At 74.7% G+C, this 23,177-nt stretch carries 21 protein-coding genes and 1 pseudogene; 11 read left to right on the top strand and 11 right to left on the bottom strand.

Translation table 11 applies throughout. The features are described from left to right. The first annotated feature begins 290 nt into the window (after positions 1-290). Positions 291-1,481 (top strand): ROK family transcriptional regulator, encoded by a 1,191-nt coding sequence (locus tag K7G61_RS31800; protein WP_225850542.1) that lies wholly within the window; start codon positions 291-293, stop codon positions 1,479-1,481. Between the two features lie 88 nt (positions 1,482-1,569). On the opposite strand, the gene ligD is transcribed toward K7G61_RS31800, so the two are convergent. Next, positions 1,570-2,457 (bottom strand): non-homologous end-joining DNA ligase, encoded by an 888-nt coding sequence (ligD, locus tag K7G61_RS31805; RefSeq protein WP_225850543.1) that lies wholly within the window; start codon positions 2,455-2,457, stop codon positions 1,570-1,572. 38 nt (positions 2,458-2,495) lie between these two features. On the opposite strand from ligD, the gene K7G61_RS31810 reads away from it, so the two are divergent. The 3 genes from K7G61_RS31810 to K7G61_RS31820 all read left to right on the top strand — a co-directional run bounded on the left by K7G61_RS31810 (position 2,496) and on the right by K7G61_RS31820 (position 5,625). Then, entirely contained in the window at positions 2,496-3,572 is a 1,077-nt protein-coding gene (locus tag K7G61_RS31810; protein ID WP_225850545.1) for a Ku protein, read from the top strand. A gap of 267 nt (positions 3,573-3,839) precedes the next feature. After that, on the top strand, positions 3,840-4,661 hold the full coding sequence (locus K7G61_RS31815) for a GNAT family N-acetyltransferase (RefSeq protein WP_225850546.1): 822 nt from the start codon (positions 3,840-3,842) through the stop codon (positions 4,659-4,661). Between the two features lie 46 nt (positions 4,662-4,707). Beyond that, the gene (locus K7G61_RS31820) at positions 4,708-5,625 is read left to right on the top strand and encodes an NADP-dependent oxidoreductase (RefSeq protein WP_225850548.1); all 918 of its coding nucleotides are present in this window, start codon (positions 4,708-4,710) and stop codon (positions 5,623-5,625) included. A 426-nt stretch (positions 5,626-6,051) separates the two neighbouring features. Here the strand turns inward: K7G61_RS31820 and K7G61_RS31825 are convergent, their stop codons facing one another. Continuing rightward, positions 6,052-7,482: an NAD(P)/FAD-dependent oxidoreductase gene (locus K7G61_RS31825; protein WP_225850549.1), complete on the bottom strand. Its 1,431-nt coding sequence runs from the start codon at positions 7,480-7,482 to the stop codon at positions 6,052-6,054. A gap of 241 nt (positions 7,483-7,723) precedes the next feature. On the opposite strand from K7G61_RS31825, the gene K7G61_RS31830 reads away from it, so the two are divergent. The 3 genes from K7G61_RS31830 to lnt all read left to right on the top strand — a co-directional run bounded on the left by K7G61_RS31830 (position 7,724) and on the right by lnt (position 11,002). Further along, positions 7,724-8,320 carry a histidine phosphatase family protein gene (locus tag K7G61_RS31830; RefSeq protein ID WP_225850551.1) on the top strand — a complete coding sequence of 199 codons (597 nt, stop codon included), beginning with the start codon at positions 7,724-7,726 and terminating at the stop codon, positions 8,318-8,320. Between the two features lie 119 nt (positions 8,321-8,439). After that, positions 8,440-8,994 carry a DoxX family protein gene (locus K7G61_RS31835; RefSeq protein WP_225850552.1) on the top strand — a complete coding sequence of 185 codons (555 nt, stop codon included), beginning with the start codon at positions 8,440-8,442 and terminating at the stop codon, positions 8,992-8,994. A gap of 451 nt (positions 8,995-9,445) precedes the next feature. Continuing rightward, positions 9,446-11,002, top strand: a complete 1,557-nt coding sequence (lnt, locus tag K7G61_RS31840) for an apolipoprotein N-acyltransferase (protein WP_225850554.1) — start codon at positions 9,446-9,448, stop codon at positions 11,000-11,002. Here the strand turns inward: lnt and K7G61_RS31845 are convergent. The 6 genes from K7G61_RS31845 to K7G61_RS31870 all read right to left on the bottom strand — a co-directional run bounded on the left by K7G61_RS31845 (position 10,974) and on the right by K7G61_RS31870 (position 15,944). Beyond that, complete coding sequence (locus K7G61_RS31845) at positions 10,974-11,873, bottom strand: Gfo/Idh/MocA family protein (protein WP_225850608.1); 900 nt, start codon at positions 11,871-11,873, stop codon at positions 10,974-10,976. The genes lnt and K7G61_RS31845 overlap by 29 nt on opposite strands. A gap of 96 nt (positions 11,874-11,969) precedes the next feature. Then, entirely contained in the window at positions 11,970-12,647 is a 678-nt protein-coding gene (ung, locus tag K7G61_RS31850; RefSeq protein ID WP_263985121.1) for a uracil-DNA glycosylase, read from the bottom strand. Between the two features lie 324 nt (positions 12,648-12,971). After that, complete coding sequence (locus tag K7G61_RS31855; RefSeq protein WP_225850558.1) at positions 12,972-13,757, bottom strand: SDR family oxidoreductase; 786 nt, start codon at positions 13,755-13,757, stop codon at positions 12,972-12,974. A 21-nt stretch (positions 13,758-13,778) separates the two neighbouring features. Continuing rightward, the gene (gene fabG, locus K7G61_RS31860) at positions 13,779-14,540 is read right to left on the bottom strand and encodes a 3-oxoacyl-ACP reductase FabG (RefSeq protein ID WP_225850559.1); all 762 of its coding nucleotides are present in this window, start codon (positions 14,538-14,540) and stop codon (positions 13,779-13,781) included. Between the two features lie 202 nt (positions 14,541-14,742). Then, complete coding sequence (locus K7G61_RS31865; RefSeq protein ID WP_225850561.1) at positions 14,743-15,126, bottom strand: DUF3037 domain-containing protein; 384 nt, start codon at positions 15,124-15,126, stop codon at positions 14,743-14,745. After that, positions 15,123-15,944, bottom strand: coding sequence for a HipA family kinase (locus tag K7G61_RS31870; RefSeq protein WP_225850562.1), 822 nt, complete (start codon positions 15,942-15,944; stop codon positions 15,123-15,125). Before K7G61_RS31870 ends, K7G61_RS31865 begins: the two co-directional genes overlap by 4 nt. Before the next feature lie 54 nt (positions 15,945-15,998). On the opposite strand from K7G61_RS31870, the gene K7G61_RS31875 reads away from it, so the two are divergent. Next, complete coding sequence (locus K7G61_RS31875) at positions 15,999-18,122, top strand: prolyl oligopeptidase family serine peptidase (RefSeq protein WP_225850610.1); 2,124 nt, start codon at positions 15,999-16,001, stop codon at positions 18,120-18,122. Between the two features lie 78 nt (positions 18,123-18,200). After that, positions 18,201-18,791, top strand: a complete 591-nt coding sequence (locus K7G61_RS31880; RefSeq protein ID WP_225850564.1) for a Rieske (2Fe-2S) protein — start codon at positions 18,201-18,203, stop codon at positions 18,789-18,791. On the opposite strand, the gene K7G61_RS31885 is transcribed toward K7G61_RS31880, so the two are convergent. After that, positions 18,778-19,704, bottom strand: coding sequence for a LysR family transcriptional regulator (locus K7G61_RS31885; RefSeq protein WP_225850565.1), 927 nt, complete (start codon positions 19,702-19,704; stop codon positions 18,778-18,780). The genes K7G61_RS31880 and K7G61_RS31885 overlap by 14 nt on opposite strands. A 74-nt stretch (positions 19,705-19,778) precedes the next feature. On the opposite strand from K7G61_RS31885, the gene K7G61_RS31890 reads away from it, so the two are divergent. Further along, complete coding sequence (locus K7G61_RS31890; protein WP_225850567.1) at positions 19,779-20,870, top strand: DMT family transporter; 1,092 nt, start codon at positions 19,779-19,781, stop codon at positions 20,868-20,870. 4 nt (positions 20,871-20,874) lie between these two features. On the opposite strand, the gene K7G61_RS31895 is transcribed toward K7G61_RS31890, so the two are convergent. Then, entirely contained in the window at positions 20,875-22,206 is a 1,332-nt protein-coding gene (locus tag K7G61_RS31895; RefSeq protein ID WP_225850568.1) for an aminotransferase class I/II-fold pyridoxal phosphate-dependent enzyme, read from the bottom strand. A 36-nt stretch (positions 22,207-22,242) separates the two neighbouring features. Here K7G61_RS31895 and K7G61_RS31900 point away from each other — a divergent pair, with 36 nt between their 5' ends. Then, positions 22,243-22,926 carry a pyridoxamine 5'-phosphate oxidase family protein gene (locus tag K7G61_RS31900; RefSeq protein ID WP_225850570.1) on the top strand — a complete coding sequence of 228 codons (684 nt, stop codon included), beginning with the start codon at positions 22,243-22,245 and terminating at the stop codon, positions 22,924-22,926. On the opposite strand, the pseudogene K7G61_RS31905 reads toward K7G61_RS31900, so the two are convergent. Then, positions 22,838-23,140, bottom strand: a pseudogene (locus K7G61_RS31905) (EamA family transporter); the annotation flags it as partial. The gene K7G61_RS31900 and the pseudogene K7G61_RS31905 sit on opposite strands and share 89 nt — an antisense overlap. Positions 23,141-23,177 lie beyond the last annotated feature (37 nt).

A 23,177-nucleotide genomic window follows, 5' to 3' on the forward strand; every position in this document is an offset into this window, starting at 1 on the left:
AGCGCCGCCGAGGCGTGACGGGCGGCGGCCGTCGGGAACGGGTACGGCGGCCGCGCTCCCCGCCCGCGGCCGGTCCCGTCCGGCCCGGCGAGGAGTGCGGCGAATGTAGCCAGGGTTTCCTTCCATCGTCAACATATTCGGCGGGAGACGTGGCACGACCGGACCGCGACCGGAAGGGCGCCGAGCTGGCCTCAGGGCGAGCCGGCGGGTGCCACCGGCCTGGCCGTCGGCTTACGGATCCCGGGAACGGAGCCCTGTTCATGTTTCCTGTGGAAAGGTAGTGTCGCAGTATGAGCCTCGCCGACCAGTCGCCCGCCGCCGTTCTGGTCTTCCAGACCCTGCTGGGGCACGGGCCGCTGACCCGGGCCGAGGTGGGCCGGCGGACCGGGCTGTCGGCGGGCGCGGTCACGAAGGTGGCCACTCCCCTGCTCGCCGACGGCTGGATCCACGAGCTCGGCCGGCCGGCCGTGGAGCGGGCCGGCGGGCGTCCGGCGACCCTGGTCGCGGTGCGCCCCGAGCGCGCGCGGTTCGCCGGGGTGAAGGTGACCGGGGACGAACTCATCGGGGTCCTGGCCGACTTGACCGCCAGGCCGCTCGCCTCCCGGCGGGCCCGCCTCGACTCGCGGGACGTCGACACGGTGGTGCGGGCGATCGCGCGGCTGGTCGGCCGGCTGGTGGCGGACGCGGGTCCGGTGGGCGAGGGCACGCAGGCGCTGCACAGCGTCGGCGTGACCATCTCCGGCGACGTGGACGGGCGGACCGGCACCGTGCAGTACTCGCCGTTCCTCGACTGGCGCCGGGTGCCGCTGGCCCGCCTGGTCGAGTCCGCGACCGGCACGCCGGCGGTGATCGAGAACGACGTGCGCGCGCTGACCGTCGCCGAGCAGTGGTTCGGGGCGGGTGCGGGGCTCTCGTCGTTCGTCCTGGTCACGGTGGGGGCCGGTATCGGCGCCGGGATCTGCGTCGGCGGCCGGGTGGTGTCCGGCGCGCACGGGGTGTCCGGCGAGATCGGGCACCTGCCGGTGGGCGGCACGGACCGCACCTGCACCTGCGGCAACATTGGCTGCGTGGAGGCCGTCGCCTCCACGCACGCGATCACCGAGCAGGCCCGGCAGGCCACCGGCGACCCCGGGCTGACGACGGCCGCCGCGGTACGTCTCGCCCACGCGGGCGACCCGGCGGTCCGGGCGGTGTTCTCCCGCGCCGGCCATGCCCTGGGTCTCGCCCTCGCCTCGGTGGCCAACCTCGTCGGCCCCGAGCGCATCATCATCTCCGGGGAGGGCGTGGCCACGTACGACCTGTACGAGGAGCGGATGCGGCGGACCTTCGCCGATCACGCCTTCGGCGCCGCCGCCGAGTGCGACCTGGTGGTCAGGCCGCTGCCGTTCGAGGAGTGGGCGCGAGGCGGCGCGGCCGTCGCCGCGCAACGGGTGTTCGCCCCGCCGAGGCAGTCGCCGGCTCCCGTCCACCCGCTCCCGTAGCGCCCCCGGGCCCGCGCCCGCCGACGGCGCGCGGGAGCGCGGAACACGCGCGGGGCGCGCGGCGCGGGCGGGCGCGGCGCGGGCGCCCTCAGACCGGCAGTGGGGCGGCCGCCGCCGGGTCGAGCAGGCCGGCCAGGAGGTCACCGTGTTCGGCCACCCTGCCGGGCACGTCGTCGATGGTGAAGGTGAGGCCCGCCGGGTCGCGGGCGGCCGCCACCTCCCGCCAGGACACGGGCGTGGACACGGTCGGCGTCTGCCGGGCGCGCACGGTGTACGGGGTCGCGGTGGTCTTCTTCGCGGAGTTCTGCGACCAGTCGAGGAAGACCCGGCCCGCGCGGTCGGCCTTGGCCATACGGGAGACCACCTCGTCCGGGTGCCGCCGCTCCAGCTCCAGCGCCACCCGTTTGGCGTAGTCGGAGGCCGAGCGCGGGCTCGCGCCGCGCAGCGCCGCGTACAGGTGCAGGCCCTTGGAGCCGCTGGTCTTGGCCCAGGTCCGCAGGCCGTCCTCGGCGAGCCGCTCGCGCAGCATCAGCGCCACCCGGCAGCAGTCGATCACGCTGCGGTCCGGGCCGGGGTCGAGGTCGATCACCAGCCGGTCGGCGGTCTGCGGCGCCGCGGCCCGCCACTGCGGGGTGTGGATCTCCACGCAGGCCAGGTTGCCCGCCCACATCAAGGTCGCCAGGTCCTCGACCAGGACCTGCTCCATGGACTCCCCGCCGCTGCGCGCGATTTCGGCGGTCCTCACCCAGTCGGGCGTGCCGACGGGCGGCCGCTTCTGGAAGAACCGCTGCCCGTCGACGCCGTCGGGTGTCCGGACGAAACTGACCGGGCGGCCGCTGGTGTGCGGCAGCAGGACCTCGGCGACGGTGGCGTAGTAGTGCAGCATCTCGGCCTTGGTCGTACCTGTGCGCGGCCAGAGCACGCGGTCGAGGTGGCTGAGCTTCAGCCGGCGGCCCTCGACCTCGGTGATCGGCATATCATTAAGGTCCCATATTGCGACAAAAGGGACACGTTATGCGCAGTGTCTGGTCGGGGAACCTCGCGTTCGGCCTGGTCTCCATCCCGGTGAAGCTGGGGTCCGCGGTCTCCAGCCACAAGATCGCCTTCCGGCAGATCCACCTCGCCGACCACGGCCGCGTGCGCTACCAGAAGACCTGCGAACTGGACGAGGAGGTCCTGTCCGCCTCCGACATCGGACGGGCCTACGAGACCCCGGACGACCAGCTCGTGGAGATCACCGACGACGACCTCCGGGCGCTGCCGCTGCCCACCGCGAAGACCATCGAGGTCAACGGTTTCGTGGACATCGCCGCGGTGGACTCCATGCAGCTCGACACCCCCTATTTCGTGGCGCCCTCCTCCCCCGCGGCCGACAAGCCGTACGTGCTGATGCGCGAGGCGCTGGCACGCTCGGGCAAGGCGGCGGTCGGGAAGTTCGCGATGCGCAATTCCGAGCACCTGGCGCTGATCACCCCCAGGGACGAGGTGCTGGTGCTCCAGACGCTGCGCTGGCCCGACGAACTCAACCCCGCCTCCGACGCCGTCCCCAAGGGCTCCGTCAACGTCAGCGAGAACGAACTGCGCCTGGCCGACACGCTGATCGACGCCCTGGGCGAGGCGGACCTGTCGGCGTACCAGGACGAGTACGGGCAGGCCGTCGAGGCGCTGGTCACCGCCAAGCTGGAGGGAGCGGAGCTGCCCGCGGCGGGCGAGGAGGGCCGCGGCGGCAAGGTCGTGGACCTGATGGCGGCGCTGCGCGCCTCGGTGGAGGCGGCCAAGGGCCGCGGGGGCGAGGCACGGGAGGAGGCCGGGCAGGCCGCCGAGGGCGACGAGGCGGCGGAGGGGGCGACGGTCACCCACCTCAAGCAGGCATCGCGGAAGACCGCCGCCGAGCAGGGCGCGGGCCAGGCGCCCCGCAAGAAGGCCGCGGCCAAGAAGCAGCCGGCGGCCTCGAAGCGGGCGGCCGGCAAGGAGGCCGCCTCAGGCACCGCCTCGGGCACCGCGAAGAAGACGGCGCAGCAGTCGGCGCGGAAGGCCCCCGCCAAGAAGGCGGCCCAGAAGAAGACCGCGTCGAAGCGCCGCGCCGGCTGAGCGGCGACCCGCCGCCCCCGGCCGTTCCCGCGCCGACCCCTACGTACCGCTCCGCACCCCGGCCCGGCCCGGCGAGGGGACTCGCCGGGCCACCGGCGAGCGGGTCCACTGGCGAACCGGGCGGCCGGGTGAAGCGGGCGGTCGGGGTCCGGGGCCCGGCCGCCCGCGGGACTTTACGCGGGAGGTTCCCCGTTGTCCTCGGTGATCGCGTTTCGCCCGGCGGGCGCGAGTCAGTGACGGGAAGCGAAACGGAGCGACACGACGACCATGGCGACCAGCCTTCAGCCACCGCATGAGCCCCTCCCCCGCCGGCATCCGGTAGCCCGGCAGCCGGAGCGCCCGCCGGCCGCCACCGGTCCGGCGGAGGCACCGGCCGGACCGCACGTTCTGGACAATCCGGCGTGGGCCTCGCTGACCGGCCCGCACCGGCACCTGGCCGAGACCGTGGGCCTCGCCGCACGCTACGAGGCGGACGTCTCGCCCTTCGTCGCGATCGCCGACCCGCACGACCCGCGGTCCTGGGCGGATCTCGCGACGCTGGTCGGCCCGGGCAACGCCTTCGCCCTGGCCGGGGTGCGCGACCTGCCCGAGGGCTGGGCGACCGGGCAGGGCGGCCAGGGCGTGCAGATGGTCGCGACCTCGCTGCGGGACGCCCCGGATCCCGAGGCACTGCCGCTCGGCCCGGACGATGTGCCGGAGATGCTGGACCTGGTGGCCCGCGCCAAGCCGGGTCCCTTCCTGCCGCGTACGGTCGAGATGGGCAGGTACTTCGGCATCCGGCGCGGCGGCAGGCTGGTCGCGATGGCCGGGGAGCGGCTGCGTCCGCCGGGGTTCACGGAGATCAGCGCGGTGTGCACGGACGACGGCCACCGCGGCCAGGGCCTCGCCGGCCGTCTGGTCCGGCATGTGGCGGCGGGCATCCGCGGCCGGGGCGACACACCGTTCCTGCACGCCGCCGCGGCCAACACGGGCGCGATCCGGCTGTACGAGTCGATGGGTTTCACGCTGCGCCGCACCACCGTCTTCCACTTCCTGCGCGTCCCGGACGGTGCCGGTGCCGCCGCGAGTGCCGTGGGAGAGTCGCTGTGAGGGCCCGCGGGCCCGCCCGCCGCCGACCTGCCGGAAGGAAATGACGATGCCCAAGGCGTATGTGTTCACCGCGTTCGGAGGACCGGACGGCGAGACCTTCACGGAGATACCCAGGCCCGTGCCGGGTCCGGGGCAGCTCCTGGTCGCCGTACGGGCCGCGGGCGTCAACCCGGCGGACTGGAAGCGCCGCGAGGGCCGCTTCGGCGCCGCGGAGGCCCGGCCCCCGTTGCCGGCCGTGTTCGGCCGCGAGGCCGCGGGCGTGGTGGAGGAGGTCGGCGAGGGCGTCACCGGTTTCGCGGTGGGCGACGAGGTGTTCGGTCACCCGGCCGATGGCTCGTACGCCGAGTACGCCCTGCTGCCGGCGGCCGGCGCCGCGCACAAGCCGGCCGCGCTGCCGTGGACGGATGCCGCCGCGCTGCCGGTCGCGGCGGGCACGGCGTACGACGGGCTGCGCCAGCTCGCCCTGCCCGTGGGCGCCACGTTGCTGGTCAACGGGGCGGGCGGCGGGGTCGGCTGCGCCGCCGTGCAACTGGCCCGCCACGCGGGCCTGACCGTGGTCGGCACGGCGAGCGCCGCGAAGAAGGACTTCGTGGAGTCGCTCGGAGCCGTCCACGTGCCGTCGGGCCCGGGCGTCGCCGACCGGGTGCGGGCGGCCGCGCCCGGCGGGCTCGCCGGACTGTTCGACCTGGTGGGCGGCGAGCCGCTGCGGGAACTCGCCCCGCTGCTGACGGACCGGGCCGGGCTGATCAGCGTCGCCGACAGGCAGGCGGCGCAGGAGCTCGGCGGTGCGGCCGTGACGCGCGACCGCGGCCGCGGCCCCCTGGAAGCGCTGGCCGCCCTGGCGGCAGCGGGCGTCCTCGATCCCTTCGTCACCGAGGTGTTCCCCTTCGCCGAGGCCGGCCGCGCGCTGCGGACCGTCGAGGAGGGCCACACGAGGGGCAAGGTCGTCCTGCGGATCGGCTGATCCGCTCCCGCTCCGGCGGCCCCGGCCGGGTCGAGCGCCCGGGGCCGCGGAAGCGGGCCGCCGGCGCTGGCCGGCGACGCTGGCCGGCGACGCTGGCCGGCGACGCGGGCCGGCGGCCCGTCCGCGCCATGACGCGGCGGCTGCTCAGCCGCGTCCGCGGACGGGCCGCCGGTCAGCACCGCCAGCACCGCCGACGGTCAGCACCGCCGACGGTCGCGTGGCCGCCGGGCCGCGCTCCCCGCCCCCGCTTCCCTCTTCCGCGGCCACCCCGCCGCTCGCCCACCCCGCCGCTTCCATCCGGCCGCGGCCACCCCGCCGTTCGCGCGGCCCGCCGCTTGCCGGCCCGCCGCTTGCCGGCCCACGGCGCCGCTCCCGAGGCGTCAGGGCCACCCGGGCCCGGGGGGGCGGGTCCGCACGAGCCGGGACTCAGCCGCGGTACGTCTCCAGCAGGCGCAGCCAGATCTCGCTGATCGTCGGGTACGACGGCACCGCGTGCCACAAGCGCTCGACGGGCACCTCGCCCGCCACGGCGACGGTCGCCGAGTGCAGCAGCTCGCCGACGCCGGGGCCGACGAAGGTGACGCCGAGCAGGTGGCCGCGGTCGAGGTCGACGACCATGCGGGCCCGGCCGCGGTAGCCGTCGCCGTACAAGCTCGCGCCTGCCACGTTCGCGAGGTCGTAGTCGACGACCTTGGTCCGGCGGCCCGCGCGCTCGGCCTCCTCGGCGGTCATGCCGACCGCTCCGACCTCGGGGTCGGTGAAGACGACCTGCGGCACCGCGGCCGTGTCCGCGGTCGTGACGTGCGCGCCCCAGGGGCGTTCGTCGAGAGGCTCGCCCTTGGCGCGGGCCCCGATGACCGCACCGGCGATCCGCCCCTGGTACTTCCCCTGGTGGGTGAGCAGGGCCCGGTGGTTGACGTCGCCGACGGCGTAGAGCCAGCCGTCCGGGACGGCGGTCACCCGGCAGGTGTCGTCCACGTCGAGCCAGTCGCCGGGGGTCAGCCCGACCGTGTCCAGGCCGATGTCGTCGGTGTGCGGCTTGCGCCCGGTGGCGAACAGGATCTCGTCGGCGGCCAGCTCGCCGCCGTCGTCCAACCCGATCCTGACCTCGCCGCCCTCCCGGGCCACCGACGTCACCGAGACCCCGAACCGCACGTCGGCGCCGGCCTCCCGCAGCCCGTCGGCGACGAGCTCGCCGGCGAACGGCTCCATCCGCGGCAGCAGCCTTCGGCCGCGTACGAGGACGGTGACCCGCGAGCCGAGCGCCTGCCAGGCGTTCGCCATCTCGACGGCGACCACCCCGCCGCCGACCACGGCCAGCCGGCCCGGCGCCTTCTTCGCGCTGGTGGCGTCCCGGCTGATCCACGGCTCGACCTCGGCCAGGCCGGGCAGCGGCGGCAGCGCCGCGGTGGTGCCGGTGCAGACGGCGACCGCGTGGCGGGCGGTGAGCCGCACCGTCGTGCCGTCCGGCGTCCGCACGGCCACCTGCCGGGGCCCGTCGAGCCGCCCGTGGCCGCGGATCAGGTCGACGCCGACGGAGTCCAGCCAAGCCACCTGGCCGTCGTCCTTCCAGTGCGAGGTGAACTCGTCCCGGCGGCCCAGCACAGCGGCGGCGTCGAGCGGTCCGTCCACGGCCCGGCTCAGGCCCGGCAGCCGGCGGGCGTCGGCGCGGGCGATCACCGGCCGCAGCAGTGCCTTGCTCGGCATGCACGCCCAGTAGGAGCACTCGCCGCCGACCAGTTCGCTCTCCACCACGACCGTGCTCAGCCCGGCCGCCTTCGTGCGGTCCGCCACATTCTCGCCGACCGGGCCCGCGCCGATCACGATCACGTCGTAGGTGCGGGATGCGTCGTTCATAGCGGCTCCTGTGCTGGTCGGGGGCGCCCTGGGACACCCATGTGATCACATCGGGGCGGCGCGTACGCCGCAACCCGGGCGCCGGGCGTCATCGTACTGACGCCGGGGCGGGGAAGACTTTCCGGCCTCTTACGGTTCATGCGACGTGCGCGAATCGGCCACCCATGGGGCGGGCCGCCGCGAACTCGCGGGACGTAAGATCATATTGCGGCGTCGGACGCCGCCAGTGGAGGTGGGCGCGATGGGCGAACTGGTTCTGATCCGGCACGGAGAGACCGAGTGGACCCTGTCCGGGCAGCACACCAGCTACACCGACCTGCCGCTCACCGCGAACGGCGAGGAGCAGGCCCGCACGCTCGCGCCGCTGCTGGCCACGCGGCACATCTCCTGCGTGTTCGCCAGCCCGATGGAACGGGCCCGGCAGACCGCGAAGCTGGCCGGCCTCGACCACGCGCGGGTGGACCCCGACCTGCACGAGTGGGACTACGGCGGCTACGAGGGCGTGACCACCAGGGAGATCCACCGCACCCGCCCCGACTGGAACCTGTGGACCGACGGCGTGGTGCCCGGTCCCGAGGGACACCCCGGCGAGAGTCCCGAGGAGGTCGGGGAGCGGGCCGACCGGGTGCTCGCCCGGGTCGACGCGGCGTTCTGCAACGGCGAGGGCGGCGACGTGGTGCTGGTCGCGCACGCCCACTTCCTGCGCGTCCTGACCGCCCGCCGGCTGGGCCTGCCGCCCGCGGACGGCGCCTTGTTCCAACTGGCCACCGGTACCGTCAGCCGGCTGGGCATGGAGCACGGGCGGCACGTGCTGACCGCCTGGAACCGGCTGCCCTGACCGGCGCCGCGGCCTCGGCCCGCGGTGGCGGCGGTAGCCCGTACGGACCGCGCCACGAGGCATGGCCCGGCCGATTCCGCGAAGACTGGTAGTCACGGTCTCCAGGAAAGGACGCGGTCATGGGCAACTCCCTCCGCACGGATATCGGGCTGCTGGCCCTGCGTCTCGGCGCGGGATCGGTGCTGTGCGCCCACGGCGCCCAAAAGCTCTTCGGCTGGTTCGGCGGCGGTGGGCTGGAGGCGACGGCCCAGGGGATGGAGCAGATGGGCTTCCACCCGGGCCGCCGGTCGGCGCTCGCCTCCGGGCTGGCCGAGGCCGGCGGCGGCACGCTGCTGGCGCTGGGCCTGGCCACGCCGGCGGCCGCGGCCGCGGCGGCGGGCGGCATGGCGGGCGCGAGCGCGGTGCACTTCCCGGCCGGTTTCTTCGCCCAGTCCGGTGGCCTCGAACACCCCGCCCTGCTCGGCTGGACGGCGGCGGGCCTGGGCGTGGCCGGGCCGGGCCGTATCTCCCTGGACCACGTCACCGGGCACGCGCTCAACGAGCCGTGGGTGATCGCGACCGCGTTCACCACCGCCGCGGTCGCCGCCTACCTGGTCATCGGCGCCCGGGCGAAGCACCTGGCGCGGAGCGAGCCGGAACCCGGGCAGGACGCGTCGGTCGGCGACGCGACCTGAGCCGGGACCGGGCGCCGGCGCGCCGCGCCGCCGGGCCACCACCTCCCGGCGGGCCGCTGCCCGCGCTCGCCCCGCTCCCCTGCCGCCGTCAGCGAGGCCGGGACCGACGCGGACACCGACGCCGACGCCCGACGCGGAGCCGACGTTCCACACCGGGGCCGAGACCGACGCAGCCGGCGACAGCGGCACCGGCACCGACGGCACAACGGCCACAACGGCCACAACGGCCACAACGCCGGATACCGCCCGGCGCCCGTCACGTGCCGACCGCGCCCGCGCGACGGTGCCCGCGCCGCCGCGAGCGCCGGGGGCCCGCGAACGCCGCTCGCCCGTCCCCCCTCCCGTACCGCGTCCGGCGCGCGCGGGGAGGGCGGGGTACGGAGGGCCGGAACAAGCCTGGACAATGGTCGCCCCCGGGATCGCACGGGGACTCGGGATCGAGGGAGCGCGGATGACGGCGACGGCCGAGAAGGCGCGGGACACGGCGGGCGTGCGGTCCGTGTGGGTGCGCGGTGCCGGGGCGGCCGCGGCCGGGGCGCTGCCCGCGCTGGCGTTCCCCGCGCCCTCGCTGTGGTGGTTCGCCTATGTCGCCCTGGTGCCGTGGCTGCTGCTGACCCGCGCCGCCGGCGGCCCCGCGCAGGCCGCGCGGGACGGCTGGCTGGGCGGCGCGGGCTTCATGCTCGCCGTGCACCACTGGCTCGTGCCGAGCCTGAACGTCTTCATCGTGGTCCTGGCCCTGCTGCTGGGTGCCCTGTGGGCGCCCTGGGGCTGGCTGGTGTGGCGGCTGCTGGGCAGGGGCGCCGCCGCGGTCGGCGGCGGGCGGGTCACGGGGCGCCAGGCCGCGGCGGCCACCGTGCTGCTGCCGTCGGGCTGGCTGATGGTGGAACTGGTCAGGTCCTGGCAGGCGCTGGGCGGCCCGTGGGGGCTGATGGGCGCGAGCCAGTGGCAGGTCGGGCCCGCCCTGCGGCTGGCGTCGGTCGGCGGGGTGTGGCTGGTCAGCTTCGTCGTGGTGTGCGTGAACACCGCGGTGGCGGGCCTGATCGCGGTCCCCTCGGCGCGGCGGCCCGCGGTCGCCGCGCTGGCCGTGTCGGGCGTGGCCACCACGGCGGTGTGGCTGTGGGCGCCGCGCCCGCAGGACTCGGGCGCGGTGCGCGTCGCCGTGGTGCAGCCGGGGATCACCGCGACCGGAGACGCCCGTTTCGCCCGCGAGGTGGAGCTGACCCACCGGCTGGCCGGCACCCACCCCGACCTGGTGGTCTGGGGCGAGAGCAGCGTCGGGGCGGACCTGAGCGTCCGTACCGACATGGCCAACGTGATCGCCTCGCTGTCCTTCGAGGTCGGCGCGGACATCCTGGTCAATGTCGACGCCGAGCGGGCCGACGGCTCCGGCATCTCCAAGACCTCCGAACTGTTCGGCCCGCGCGGTGTGATCGGGCCGACGTACGACAAGATGCGGTTGGTGCCGTTCGGCGAGTACATCCCGATGCGCTCGCTGCTGGGCTGGGCGACCTCGGTGGGCAAGGCCGCCGACCAGAACCGCCGGCCCGGCAACCGGCAGGTGGTGATGGACACCGGCCGGCTGCGGTTCGGTCCCGTGGTCTGCTTCGAGTCCGCCTTCCCGGACATGAGCCGCCATCTGACCGGCGACGGGGCGCAGTTGCTGGTCGCGCAGTCGTCCACCTCGTCCTTCCAGCACAGTTGGGCGCCCGCGCAGCACGCCTCGCTCGCCGCGCTGCGGGCCGCGGAGGACTGGCGGCCGATGGTGCACGCCACGCTGACCGGGATCAGCGCGGTGTACGACGCGAACGGCCACGCGGTGGGCGGGCGCATTGGCACCGGCAGCAGCACCGCGGCGGTGTACCGGGTGCCGCTGGCGACCGGGGTCAGCCCCTATGTCCGCTTCGGCGACTGGACGCCGCACCTGGCGCTGGGACTCGTACTGGCGGCCGCCGGTTACGAGGCGGCCCGTGCCGTACGGGTCAGGAGGCCCGCGCCAGTACTTCCGTGACGATCCGCTCGCACATCTCGTGCGTCGCCAGGGCGTCGCGGGCGTCGAGCGGCCTGCGGTCGCGGACCGCGGCGAGGAAGGCGAGGGTGATCTGCTCGATGCCGCGCTGACGGGCGACGGGTACCCAGTCGCCGCGGCGGCGCACGGTGGGCTGCCCCTTGTGGTCGATGATCTCGGCGAGGTTGAGGACCTGGCGGCGCGAGTCGCCGCCGCTGACGTCGAGGCTCTCCTCGGTGGAGCCGCTCATACGGTTCATCGAGCCGATCGCGGTGAAGCCGTCGCCGGTCAGCCGCAGCACGACGTGGTGCAGCAGTCCGTCGCGCACGCGGGCGGAGACCTGGACGTCCTCGACACGCCCGGGGACCAGGAACCGCAGGGTGTCCACGACGTGGATGAAGTCGTCGAAGACCACCTCGCGGGGGTCGTCGGCCAGGCCGATCCGGTTCTTCTGCATCAGGATCAGGTCGCGCGGGTGGTCCAGGCACTGGAGGTAACCGGGCGCGTGGCGGCGGTTGAAGCCGACCATGAGCGGCACCCCGCGCTCCTCGGCGAGCTCGGTCAGCTCCCGGGCGCCCGCGGCGTCGCGGGCCAGCGGCTTGTCGACGTAGGCGGGCACGCCCGCCTCCAGCAGCCGCCGGGTTATGGCCACGTGGTGCTCGGTGGACGCGTGGACGAAGGCCGCGTCGAGCTCCTGGTCGAGCAGGGCGTCCAGGGTGGTGTGCCGGTGCCCGACGCGGTAGGCGTCACCGACCGCGTCGAGGGTGGCCGGGGTGCGGGTGTGCAGGTGGAGTTCCAGGCCGGGCCGGGCGGCGAGCACCGGCAGGTACGCCTTCCGCGCGATGTCGCCGAGCCCGATGACGCCGATCCTCATCGGGTCGCTGCCGGATCCCATGGATACTCCCGTCCGTCGCCCGCGTGCCTGTCCGTATGCCGCGGTGTCTTCGCAGCATACGGACAGGCGGTCGCGCTATGCGGTCGGCTCCAGGTTCGGGATGCGCCAGTCGACCGGCTCGTGGCCCTGCGCCTTGAGCGCCTCGTCGATCCTGGTGAAGGGCCGGCTGCCGAGGAAGAGCTTCGCCGACAGCGGTGAGGGGTGGGCGCCTTCGACGACGGTGTGCCGGGTGGTGTCGATCAGGGGCAGCTTCTTGCGGGCGTAGTTCCCCCACAGGACGAAGACGGCCGGTTCGGGCCGGTCGGAGACGGCGGTTATGACGGCGTCCGTGAACTTCTCCCAGCCCTTGCCCTTGTGCGAGTTGGCCTCGCCCTCGCGGACGGTCAGCACCGCGTTGAGCAGCAGCACCCCCTGCTCGGCCCAGGGCATCAGGTAGCCGTTGTCCGGGACGGGGTGGCCGAGGTCGTCGCGCAGCTCCTTGAAGATGTTCCGCAGACTCGGCGGGGTCCTCACCCCCGGGCGCACGGAGAAGCACAGACCGTGGCCCTGGCCCTCGCCGTGGTACGGGTCCTGGCCGAGGACCAGCACCTTGACCTTCTCGAAGGGCGTGGCCTCCAGGGCCGCGAACACCTCGTCCTCGGGCGGGAAGATCCGGTGCTCCCGGCGCTCGGCCGCCACGAACTCGGTGAGCTGCTTGAAGTACGGCTTGTCCAACTCCCCGCCGAGCGCGGTGTGCCAGGAGTCGGGCAGCATGGTGGGCACGTCAGGAACCTCCGGTAAGCGATCCGTTACTGCTGTGAAGAACTTAGCCCCCGGCACCGACAATCCCCTCAGGAGGCGTCCGGCCGGGCCCTCGCCTCCACGCCGAGGTCCGGGTCGGCGGCCGCCAGGAGCTCGTCCCGCCGGCCGGTGTGCGACAACGCGTGTGCCACTGCGTGACGCGGAAAGTCCCCGGTGCCGGCGGCCCGGGAGGGCGCCGGCGCCGGGGACTGTGCGCCTTGGATCGCGAGCGAGGGCGAGCGCCCGGGAGGGCGGGGCGGGGGCCGGGGCGCACCCGCGGTGCGCCCCGGCCTGAATTCAGTGCGACCCGGCGCGCAGGAAGAGTCCGCCGTCGATGACGAGGTTCTGGCCGGTGATCCAGCCGGCCTGGTCGGACAGCAGGAAGGCGGCGGCGCCCCCGATGTCCTCGGGCACCCCGAGGCGCCCGAGGGGGTAGCCGGCCGCCGCCTCCTCCTCGCGTCCTTCGTACAGCGCGGCCGCGAACTTGGTCTTGACCACGGCCGGCGAGATGGAGTTGACGCGCACGCCCGGCGCCATCTCGGCGGCCAGTTGCACGGTGAGGTTGGTCATGGCGGCCTTGCTCATGCCGTAGGCGCCGATGAACGGGGAGGGCGCGAGCCCAGCTATGGACGCGATGTTGACGATCGCGCCCCCGTTCTCCTTCTGCCACGCCTTCCAGGTCCGCTGGGCGAAGCCGAGCGCGGAGACGACGTTGGTCTCGTAGACCTTGCGGACCACGGCGAGGTCGACGTCGGCGAGCAGTCCGTAGACGGGGTTGGTGCCGGCGTTGTTGACCAGGTAGTCGATCCGGCCGAACTCCTCCATGGCGCGGGCTACGGCGACCGCCTGGTGTTCCTCGTCGTGGGCCTTGCCGGCGACGCCGATGGCGCGGGCGCCGCCTTCGGCGCCGGGAGCCGCGGATTCGAGCCTGTCAACGGCCTGCTTGAGGGCGTCCTCGTTGCGGCCGGTGATGCAGACACGGTCGCCGCGCGCCACGAGGGCCTGCGCGATGCCGTAGCCGATGCCGCGGCTCGCGCCCGTGACCAGGGCGACGCGGCCGCTGTCGGTGGGTTGGTTCGTCATTGCTTCGGGACCTCCGGGCGGTCAGTCGAGCGGGCCGCCGGCCACGTACAGCACCTGGCCGGAGACGAAGCCGGCGTCGTCGCCGGTGAAGAAGGCGATCGCGTTCGCGACGTCCTCGGGCCTGCCGACCCGCTGGACGGGGATCTGGGTCGCCGCGGCGGCCTGGAACTCCTCGAATCCCATGCCGACTCGGGCCGCGGTGGCGGCGGTCATGTCGGTGGCGATGAAGCCGGGGGCGACCGCGTTGGCGGTCACGCCGAACTTGCCCAGCTCGATGGCGAGGGTCTTGGTGAAGCCCTGCATGCCCGCCTTGGCCGCCGAGTAGTTGACCTGGCCGCGGTTGCCGAGCGCGGAGGACGAGGAGAGGTTGACCACCCGGCCGAACTTGGCGTCGACCATGTACTTCTGCACCGCGCGGGTCATCAGGAAGGCGCCGCGCAGGTGCACCGCCATCACGGTGTCCCAGTCGGCGGCGGACATCTTGAACAGCAGGTTGTCGCGGAGCACGCCCGCGTTGTTGACCAGGACGGTGGGCGCGCCCAGCTCCTCGGCGACCCTGGCGACGGCGGCCTCGACCTGCGCCTCGTCGGACACGTCGGCGCCCACCGCGACGGCCCTGCCGCCGGCCGCGGTGATGGTCTCGACGGTGTCCTTGCAGGCGCCTTCGTCGAGGTCGAGTACGGCGACGGCGCGGCCTTCCGCGGCCAGCCGGACGGCGGTGGCGGCGCCGATGCCGCGGGCGGCGCCCGTGACGATCGCGACGCGCTGCTCGGTGGTGGACATCTGTGTCTCTCCTCAACCTGTGGTGCGGCCGCGCATGCCGCCAGCGCATGAGCGACCGCTTAGTAGGTCCCGTAGCCGAAACCGTAGGAGCGCCGTGACCGTGTGTCAACGTCACCACGGCCCGTGTGGCCCGGCGCACGGATCACGCCGCGTACGCACGCCGCCATTGCCGCGGACGGGCGGCCGCCCGCCCGCGCCGGGTTCAGCGCACCAGCAGGTCCAGCAGCCGGTCGGCCTCCTTGTCGGGGTCGGCGGTCAGCCCGGTGTGGATGGGGCCGGGCTGCACGATGGTGCTGCGCGGCGCGGTCAGCCAGCGGAACCGGCGGCCGGCGTCGTCCGCCGCGGCCGGCCCGGCGACGTCGCCGCCCGCGCAGACGCACTCGTAGCCGCGCAGGGCCGCGCGCACCCCGGCCACGTCCACGTCCGGGTCGAGGCAGCGCAGCCGGGCCTCGTCGAGATGGATGCGCGCGCCCACGTAGCCCCGCGGCCGGCAGTACACCAGCACCCCGGCGTTCACCATCTCGCCGCGCTCGATCCGCGGCACCACGCGCACCAGCGCGTACTCGAAGACGTCCCGGCCGCTCATTTCGCGTTCTTCCCCTCGACCCAGGTGCGCAGCCATGGCGGCGGCGGCTGCCTCTCCTCCCGCTTGGGCGCGGTCCGGATCCGCTCGTGGATGTCCGCGGCCCTGGCGGCCAGCAGTTCCCGGTACGCGCGGCGCACGTCGTCGGCGGTCGCGAAGCCGGGCTCGCCGGCCAGCCACTCGTCGGGCACCAGGGCGGTGACCTCGGCCAGCAGCTCGTCGGTGACCAGGGGTGCCAACTCGGCCGCGGCGGCCGCCGGATCGGGCGAGAAGCGGGCCAGCGCGTGGTCGGAGGCGTCGTAGGGCTTGGCCGAGGACGCGGCGGCCGACTTCCAGTTGTGGTGCCAGATCAGCGAGGCGCCGTGGTCGATCAGCCAGACGTTCCGGTGCCACACCAGCATGTTGGGGTTGCGCCAGGACCGGTCGACGTTGCCGATCAGGGCGTCGAACCACACCACGCGGCCCGCGGGCCCGGGCTCCACCGGGAACACCAGCGGGTCGAACCCCAGGGCGCCGGGCAGGAAGTCCATCCCCAGGTTGAGTCCGCCGCTCGCCTTGAGCAGGTCCTGGATCTCCTGGTCGGGTTCGCCCAGACCGATGACGGGATCGAAGTCGAACCGCACCAGCTCGGGCACCCGAAGGCCCAGCCGCCGGCCGAGCTCGCCCGCGATCACCTCGGCCACCAGTGCCTTGCGGCCCTGCGCCGCGCCGACGAACTTGACCACATAGGTGCCGAGGTCGTCCGCCTCGACGACTCCGGGCACCGACCCGCCCTCGCGCAACGGTGTCACGTACCGGATGCCCGTCACTTCTCTCAGCATCCCCCCAGGTTAATGCGGATGAAGACACTCACCGGACGGGTGGAGACTGCCCGCATGGACATGATCCCGACAGCCCCGCCGACCCCAACCCCCGTCCCGGCCGCCTCGTATCCCGCGCAGGTCGCGCGCACCCACCGCTTCACCCTGGGCGTGCCGCGCGCGTTCACCCTGTCCGGCGACGGCCGCACCGTTCTCTTCCTGCGCAGCCGCGGCCCCGAGGACCGCACCGGCTGCCTGTGGCTGCGGGACGACGACGGCGAACGCCTGCTGGCCGACCCCCTCGCTCTGGCCGCCGGCGACGTCGAGGTGCCCCAGGAGGAGCTGGTACGGCGCGAGCGGGCGCGCGAGCGCGGCACCGGCATCGTCGCCTATGCCGCGGACGAGGCCCTGCGCACGGCGGTGTTCGCGCTGGACGGCGGCCTGTGGGCGCTCGACGTGGGCGAAGGCGCGGCGCGCGAGGTGCCGGTCGCGGGCCCGGTGGTCGACCCGCGGATCGACCCCACCGGCCGGCGCGTGGCCTATGTGGCGGACGGCGCGCTGCACGTGGTGGACCTGGCGGGCGGGAGCGGCCGGTGCCTGGCCGCGCCGGAGGGCGAGGACGTGACGTACGGGCTCGCGGAGCACGTCGCCGCCGAGGAGATGCACCGCCCGCGCGGTCACTGGTGGGCGCCGGACGGCGAGCGGCTGCTGGTCGCCCGGGTGGACAACGCCCACGTGCAGCGGTGGTGGATCAGCGACCAGGCCCACCCGGACCGGGCGCCGCGCCAGGTGGCCTACCCGGCGGCGGGCACCCCCAACGCCGACGTCTCGCTCCACGTGCTCGCCCTGGACGGCTCGCGCACCGAGGTCGTCTGGGACCGGGTCGCCTTCGAGTACCTGACCGCGGCCGGCTGGGACAGGCACGGCCCGCTGCTCGGTGTCCAGAGCCGTGACCAGCGCACCCTTCGCGTCCTCGGCGCGGACCCGGCGACCGGGCGCACGACCGTGCTGCACGAGCAGCGCGACGCGGCGTGGGTGGAGCTGATCCCCGGCACCCCGGCCAGGACGGCCTCGGGCTCGGTGGTGCACACCGCCGACGCGGAAGGCACCCGGCACTTGACCGTCGGCGGCGAGCCGGTCACGCCCGAGGGGCTGCAGATCCGCGAAGTGGTCGGCGTGTCCGGGGAGTCGGTGCTGTTCGTCGCGAGCGACGAGCCCACCGAGGAGCACCTGTGGTCGTACGATCCGGCGACCGGCCCGGTGCGGCTGACCCGGGAGCCGGGCGTGCACACGGGGCTGCGGGCGGGCGGCACGCTGCTGCTGGCCTCGCACACGGAGGCCGGACGGCGGTTCCGGCTGCGTTCGGAGCAGGGGCCGGAGCGGAGCCTGTCCTGCCTGGCGGCCGTGCCACCGGAGCCGCGGCTGACCTGGCTGCGCGCGGGCGAACAGGGCATCCGCACCGCGCTGGTGCTGCCCTCCTGGTACGAGCCCGGCGGCGCCCGGCTGCCGGTGCTCATGGCGCCCTACGGCGGTCCCGCGATGCAGTTGGTGACGCGGGCGCGCCACTGGTGGTTCGCCGAGGCCCAGTGGTACGCCGACGAGGGCTTCGCCGTGGTGATCGCCGACGGCCGGGGCACGCCGGGACGTGGTCCCGCCTGGGAGAAGACCGTGTTCGGCGACACACTCGGCGCCCCGCTGGAGGACCAGGTGACCGCCCTGCGAGCCGCCGCCGGGCACTGCCCCGACCTGGATCTCGACCGGGTGGCCATCCGCGGCTGGTCGTACGGCGGCACCCTGGCGGCCATCGCGGTGCTGCGCCGCCCGGACGTCTTCCATGCCGCGATCAGCGGGGCCGCGCCCAGTGACCAGCGGCTGTACGACACGCACTGGCGGGAGCGCTTCCTCGGCCTGCCGGACGAGAACCCCGAGGGCTACGACCGCTCCTCGCCCATAGGTGAGGCCGCCGCCCTGCGGCGGCCGCTCCTGCTCGTGCACGGACTGGCCGACGACAACGTGGTGGCCGCGCACACGCTGCGGATGTCGGCCGCGCTGCTGGCCGCGCACCGTCCGCACCAGGTGCTTCCGCTGTCGAGCACCACGCACGCGCCCTCCGACGAGGTGGTGGTCGAGGGGCTGCTGAGGCACCAGCTCGATTTCCTGCGCCAGGCCTTGAACATTCCGCCGCGCGCCGCCGTATGAAGCGTGACTCGTAAAACCGGTGGGCGGGTGGCGGTGTGTCGCCGCCACCCGCCCACCAGAGCGGACAGGATGCGGTTCATGACCGAAAAATCCGGATTCTCCTTCCCCCACACCCGCCGCAGCGTGGTCGCCGCGGCCGGAGGTGCTGGGCTGGCCGCGGTCCTCACCGCCTGCGGCGGCTCCGGCGACGACTCCTCCGGCTCGTCCGGCGCGTCCGCCGGCGGCACCAAGGCGCCCGCCGGCAGCCCGAGCGCCGCCGGCGGGAGCGGCGACACGAGCGGGAACGGCGACGCAAGCGGCTCGACCCCGGACAGCGGCGCCGGCGCCACGCCCGGGTCGGCGTCCGGGTCCGGGTCCGCGTCCGCGTCCGGGTCCGGCGGCGGGCCGGCTCTGGCGAAGACCTCGGAGATCCCGGTCGGCGGCGGCAAGGTCTTCGCCGATCAGAAGGTCGTGGTCACGCAGCCGACGGCGGGACGGTTCCAGGGGTTCTCGGCGGTCTGCACGCACCAGGGCTGCACGGTTTCCGACGTCTCGGGCGGCACCATCAACTGTCCCTGCCACGGCAGCAGGTTCCACGTGGCCGACGGGAGCGTGGCCGCCGGACCCGCGGTCTCGCCGCTGCCCTCGAAGCCGGTCAAGGTCTCGGGGAGCGAGATCACGCTGGCGTGACGGGCGCGGGCCCGGCGGCCCGGGCCGCGGACCGCCGCAGGGCCTCCACGGCGACGCGGATGGCCGGGCGGCGGTCCGCGTCCTCGCGCCACACGGCGTAGACGTGGCGGCGCATGGTGTCGCGGACGGGGGTGATGCGCACGCCGGCCGGCATGGGGTCGCGGCCCAGTCGCGGCATGACGGCGACGCCGAGGCCCGCGCCGACGAGCGCGAGGACGGTGGCGTGCTCCTCGGCGTGGTGCGCGATCCGCGGTTCGATGCCCTTGCCGCGCAGCGTGAACATCAGCCACTCGTGGCAGAAGCCGCCGTCGGGCCAGGTGATCCAGTCCTCGTCGGCGAGTTCGTCCAGCTCGACCTCGGGCCGGCCCTCCAGGCGGTGGCCCGCGGGCAGCGCGATGTCCACCACGTCGTCGAAGAGGGCCATTTTGGCCAGGCCGCCGGGCAGGGAGAGCGGTTTGTTGTACCAGTCGAGGACCACGGCCAGGTCGATGTCGCCCCGGGCCAGCCGGGCCAGCGACTCGCCGGGCTCCAGCTCGTGGACGACCGTGCGCAGGCCGGGATGGCCCTCGCGCAGCTCGTGCAGCGCGGCGGGGAACAGGCCGCGGACCGCCGTGGGGAAGGCCGCCGCCCGCAGTTCGCCGACGGCGGCCCCGCGGTGTGCCTCCAGGTCGGCGTGGGCGACCTCGACCAGGGACAGTATCCGTTCCGCGTGCCCGGACAGCAGCCGGCCCGCGTCGGTCAGTCGCACCCCGCGGCCGTTCCTGACCAGCAGCGGCTGCCCGGTCTCCCGCTCCAGCTTGGCCATCTGCTGCGAGACCGCGGACGTGGTGACGCTCAGCACGTCCGCCGCCGCGCTCACCGAGCCGTAGGTGTCGATGGCGTGCAGGATGCGCAGGCGCTCCAGACTCAACATGTAAGCGATTCTACGTCGTCCGTGTACTAAATCTCGCTTGTTCTACGAGGTCGGCGCGGTCCACTGTAGAGGGCATGAGCGCCCCAGCCGAGAGCCGCGACCGCGCCGCGGTCCCATCCGTCCCCGCCGGGCCGGCCGAACCGGCGGCGGCAGCCGGTCCGGCCACCCCGGTCGAACCGGCCGTCCCGGCCGTGCCCGTCCCGGCCGTGCCCGTCGCGGCCGTCGCGGCCGAGCCGGTCGCGCCCGCGGCTCCCGCCGCCGCGTCCGTGTCCTCCGCGGTGCTGCGGATCGTGGACTGGCGGATCCGCTTCGCCGCTCTCGGCCTGGTGTGGGGCTTCAGCTTCCTGTTCATGAAGGTGGGGAACGAGGCGTTCGCGCCCCTGCAGGTCACCCTCGGCCGCATGGTGTTCGGCACCGCGGTCCTGGCCACCGCGGTCGCGGTCAAGCGCGAGCGGCTGCCCAGGAGCCGACGCACCTGGCTGCATCTGATGGTCGCGGCCTTCCTGCTGAACTCGCTGCCGTTCACGCTCTTCGCGACCGCCGAGCAGACGATCCCCTCGATGCTCGCCGGGATATGCAACGCCGCCACACCGCTGTTCTCGATGCTGGTCTCGGTGATCGCGCTGTCGGAGGACCGGCCGTCGCGGCAGCGGATCGCGGGCGTCGGCATCGGCTTCATCGGTGTGCTGACGGTGCTGGGCGCCTGGCAGGGCTTCTCGGGAGAGGACCCGAAGGGCACGGCCATGGCGCTGACGGCGGCACTCAGTTACGCCGTCGGCTGGGCGTACGTCCGCCGCACCCTGTCCGGCAGCGGCAGTTCCAACCTGGCCATGTCGACGGGCCAGTTGTCGCTGGGCACCCTGCAACTGCTGCTGGTCACCCCGTTCTTCACCTCGATGCCGACCACGTTCCCGGCGAAGTCCGTCCTGTCGGTGCTCGCCCTGGGCGCCCTGGGCACGGGCGTCGCCTTCCTGATCCAGTACGGCCTGGTCGCGGAGAAGGGGCCGACGATCGGGGCGATGGTCACCTATCTCATACCGATCGTGGCCACCGCGGCCGGTGTTCTGCTGCTGGGCGAGTCCCTGAGCTGGAACGAACCGGTGGGCGCGGTGGTCATCCTGGTCGGCGCGGCACTGACCCAGCGGCGGCCGAGAAGCGCCATGTGACGGTTCAGCCGAACCGCCCGGCGCGGGCCGGCCGGAGGACGTCCGCGACCGCTTCGGCCAGCCGGGGGATGTCGGCCCGGGTGAGCGGGGAGACCGTGATGCGGATCCCCGGCGCCGAGCGGACCCGGAACCGGGCGCCGGGCGCCACCGCCCAGCCGTGCTGCAGCAGCCCCGCCACCGCTCCGGTCTCGTCGCCGACCGGCACCCAGACGTTCATGCCACTGCGGCCGTGAGCGGGTACGCCGTGCTCGGCGAGGGCGCGGATGAGCGCCTCACGGCGCTCGCCGTAGGCACGGGCGGTGGCGGCCGGGTCCACCGCGCCCTGGGTCCACAAGTGGACGAGGGTGCGCTGCAGCAGGTGGCTGACCCAGCCGGCGCCGAGCCGGTGGCGGCCGCGGACCCGGTCGACGGTGACGGGGTCGCCGGTGTAGAGGGCGAGCCTGAGGTCGGGGCCGTACGCCTTGGCGACCGAGCGGACGAGCGCCCATTTCTCGGTGGCCGCCGACAGGCAGTGCAGGGGCTGCTCCACCAGGCCGTGGACGTGGTCGTCGTCGATGACCAGGACTTGGGGGTGCGCGGCGAGCAGGTCCCGCAGTTCCCGGGCGCGGACGGCGGACAGCGCCGCGCCGGTGGGGTTCTGTCCGCGATCGGTGACGACCAGGGCGCGGGCGCCCCCGGCCAGCGCGCGGGCGACCTCCGAGGGGCGCGGGCCCTCGTCGTCCACGGCGACCGGCACCGCGCGCAGCCCCATGGCGGGGACCAGGTCGAGCACGCTGCCCCAGCCCGGGTCCTCCACGGCGACCGCGTCACCCGGTCGCAGATGGGCGGCCAGCACCCGTTCGATGGCGTCGAGGGAACCGGAGGTGATGCCGACCGGACCGGCCGGCACACCGTCGGCGTCCAGTGCGGCGCGGGCCAGCCGGCTCAACTCCGGGTCCACCGGCGGCTGTCCGTACAGGCCTGGCGAGCGCTCGTGATGGGCGGCGGCGTCGGCGAGGGCGGCGGTCAGCGAGGGCAGCAGCGCGGTGTCGGGGTTGCCGGCGGACAGGTCGCGCACGCCGGGCGGCACCTCGATGCGGATCTCGTCGCGGGGCGTGGTGGCCGGCCGCGAGCGCACCCGGCTGCCCCGGCGGCCCGCGGTCTCGATCACCCCGCGGTCGCGCAGCAGCCGGTAGGCGGCGGCCACGGTGTTGGGGTTGACGTCCAGGTCGCGGGCCAGCTCCCGCAGGGGCGGCAGGGCGTCGCCCGGCCGCAGGGCGCCCGCGCCCACCGCCGCTTCGACGCCGGCCGCAATTGCCGATGCGCCCCGACCAACGATCCGATACTCTCCTAGCACAAAACCGATTATGCACTAGTTCAAAGGACGTGTCACATGGCTGCCGTGTCGCCCGCCGCCGATCCGCCCGCCTACCCGTCCACGGACCGCACCGTCCCGACCCGCGCCCGCGAACGCGCCTCGTACGACCGCGAACTCGTGCACGCCGTCCTCGACGAGGGGTACGTCTGCCACCTGGGATTCGTGCGCGACGGGGCGCCGGTCGTCCTGCCGACGCTCTACGCGCGGTCCGGGGAGCGGCTGTACGTGCACGGCTCGACGGGGTCCAGGCCGCTGCGCGGCGCCGGCGCCGGCGAGGGGCTGCCGGTCTGCCTGACCGTGACCCATGTCGACGGGCTGGTGCTGGCCAAGTCCGCCTTCCACCACTCCGTGAACTACCGCTCGGTCGTCGTCCACGGCATCGCGTACCAGGTCACCGACCCCGAGGAGCGGGCGCGGGCCCTCGACGCGATCGTGGAGCAGGCGGTGCCCGGCCGGTCCGCCGACTCGCGCCGGGCGAACGCCAAGGAACTGGCGAAGACCGCGGTCGTCCGGCTCGACCTGCGGGAGGTGTCCGCCAAGGCGCGCACCGGCGGTCCCAACGACGAGCCGGAGGACCTCGCCCTCCCCCACTGGTCCGGGGTCGTCCCGGTCACGAGGGCCTACGGCGACCCGGTTCCGGCCGACGACCTCGACCCTTCCGTACCGCTGCCGGACTATCTGCCCCGGCCGCGCCCGTAGGTGCGCGGGTCGGCCGCCCGCGCCCCCGGCCCACCTCCGTCCAGGCCGGGGCGGCGACGGAAGCGAGCAGCACCACCGCGCCGGCCACCGCGCCCGCCGTCAGCCGCTCGCCGAGCAGCGTCACGGCGAGGACGCCGGCGGACACGGGCTCCGTCACGGCGACGACCGCGACCGTCGTCGCCCTGAGCACGGCCGCTCCGGCGAAGTACAGCCCGTACGCGAGCGCCTGGGTCCCGCGTCCGTGGCCGCTC

The sequence above is a fragment of the Streptomyces sp. HPF1205 genome, from assembly GCF_020400825.1.
Classification (GTDB): domain Bacteria; phylum Actinomycetota; class Actinomycetes; order Streptomycetales; family Streptomycetaceae; genus Actinacidiphila.

Bases quoted from the DNA above. Each gene is read 5' to 3' on its own strand.
- K7G61_RS31870 (WP_225850562.1), bottom strand. From the start codon at position 15,944: ATGCTGAGAGAAGTGACGGGCATCCGGTACGTGACACCGTTGCGCGAG.
- ung (WP_263985121.1), bottom strand. From the start codon at position 12,647: ATGCTGCCCGACTCCTGGCACACCGCGCTCGGCGGGGAGTTGGACAAG.
- fabG (WP_225850559.1), bottom strand. From the start codon at position 14,540: ATGTCCACCACCGAGCAGCGCGTCGCGATCGTCACGGGCGCCGCCCGC.
- K7G61_RS31865 (WP_225850561.1), bottom strand. From the start codon at position 15,126: ATGAGCGGCCGGGACGTCTTCGAGTACGCGCTGGTGCGCGTGGTGCCG.
- K7G61_RS31830 (WP_225850551.1), top strand. From the start codon at position 7,724: ATGGGCGAACTGGTTCTGATCCGGCACGGAGAGACCGAGTGGACCCTG.
- K7G61_RS31845 (WP_225850608.1), bottom strand. From the start codon at position 11,873: ATGAGGATCGGCGTCATCGGGCTCGGCGACATCGCGCGGAAGGCGTAC.
- K7G61_RS31890 (WP_225850567.1), top strand. From the start codon at position 19,779: ATGAGCGCCCCAGCCGAGAGCCGCGACCGCGCCGCGGTCCCATCCGTC.
- K7G61_RS31835 (WP_225850552.1), top strand. From the start codon at position 8,440: ATGGGCAACTCCCTCCGCACGGATATCGGGCTGCTGGCCCTGCGTCTC.
- lnt (WP_225850554.1), top strand. From the start codon at position 9,446: ATGACGGCGACGGCCGAGAAGGCGCGGGACACGGCGGGCGTGCGGTCC.
- K7G61_RS31880 (WP_225850564.1), top strand. From the start codon at position 18,201: ATGACCGAAAAATCCGGATTCTCCTTCCCCCACACCCGCCGCAGCGTG.
- K7G61_RS31875 (WP_225850610.1), top strand. From the start codon at position 15,999: ATGGACATGATCCCGACAGCCCCGCCGACCCCAACCCCCGTCCCGGCC.
- K7G61_RS31815 (WP_225850546.1), top strand. From the start codon at position 3,840: ATGGCGACCAGCCTTCAGCCACCGCATGAGCCCCTCCCCCGCCGGCAT.
- K7G61_RS31855 (WP_225850558.1), bottom strand. From the start codon at position 13,757: ATGACGAACCAACCCACCGACAGCGGCCGCGTCGCCCTGGTCACGGGC.
- K7G61_RS31820 (WP_225850548.1), top strand. From the start codon at position 4,708: ATGCCCAAGGCGTATGTGTTCACCGCGTTCGGAGGACCGGACGGCGAG.
- K7G61_RS31825 (WP_225850549.1), bottom strand. From the start codon at position 7,482: ATGAACGACGCATCCCGCACCTACGACGTGATCGTGATCGGCGCGGGC.
- K7G61_RS31810 (WP_225850545.1), top strand. From the start codon at position 2,496: ATGCGCAGTGTCTGGTCGGGGAACCTCGCGTTCGGCCTGGTCTCCATC.
- ligD (WP_225850543.1), bottom strand. From the start codon at position 2,457: ATGCCGATCACCGAGGTCGAGGGCCGCCGGCTGAAGCTCAGCCACCTC.
- K7G61_RS31885 (WP_225850565.1), bottom strand. From the start codon at position 19,704: ATGTTGAGTCTGGAGCGCCTGCGCATCCTGCACGCCATCGACACCTAC.
- K7G61_RS31800 (WP_225850542.1), top strand. From the start codon at position 291: ATGAGCCTCGCCGACCAGTCGCCCGCCGCCGTTCTGGTCTTCCAGACC.
- K7G61_RS31900 (WP_225850570.1), top strand. From the start codon at position 22,243: ATGGCTGCCGTGTCGCCCGCCGCCGATCCGCCCGCCTACCCGTCCACG.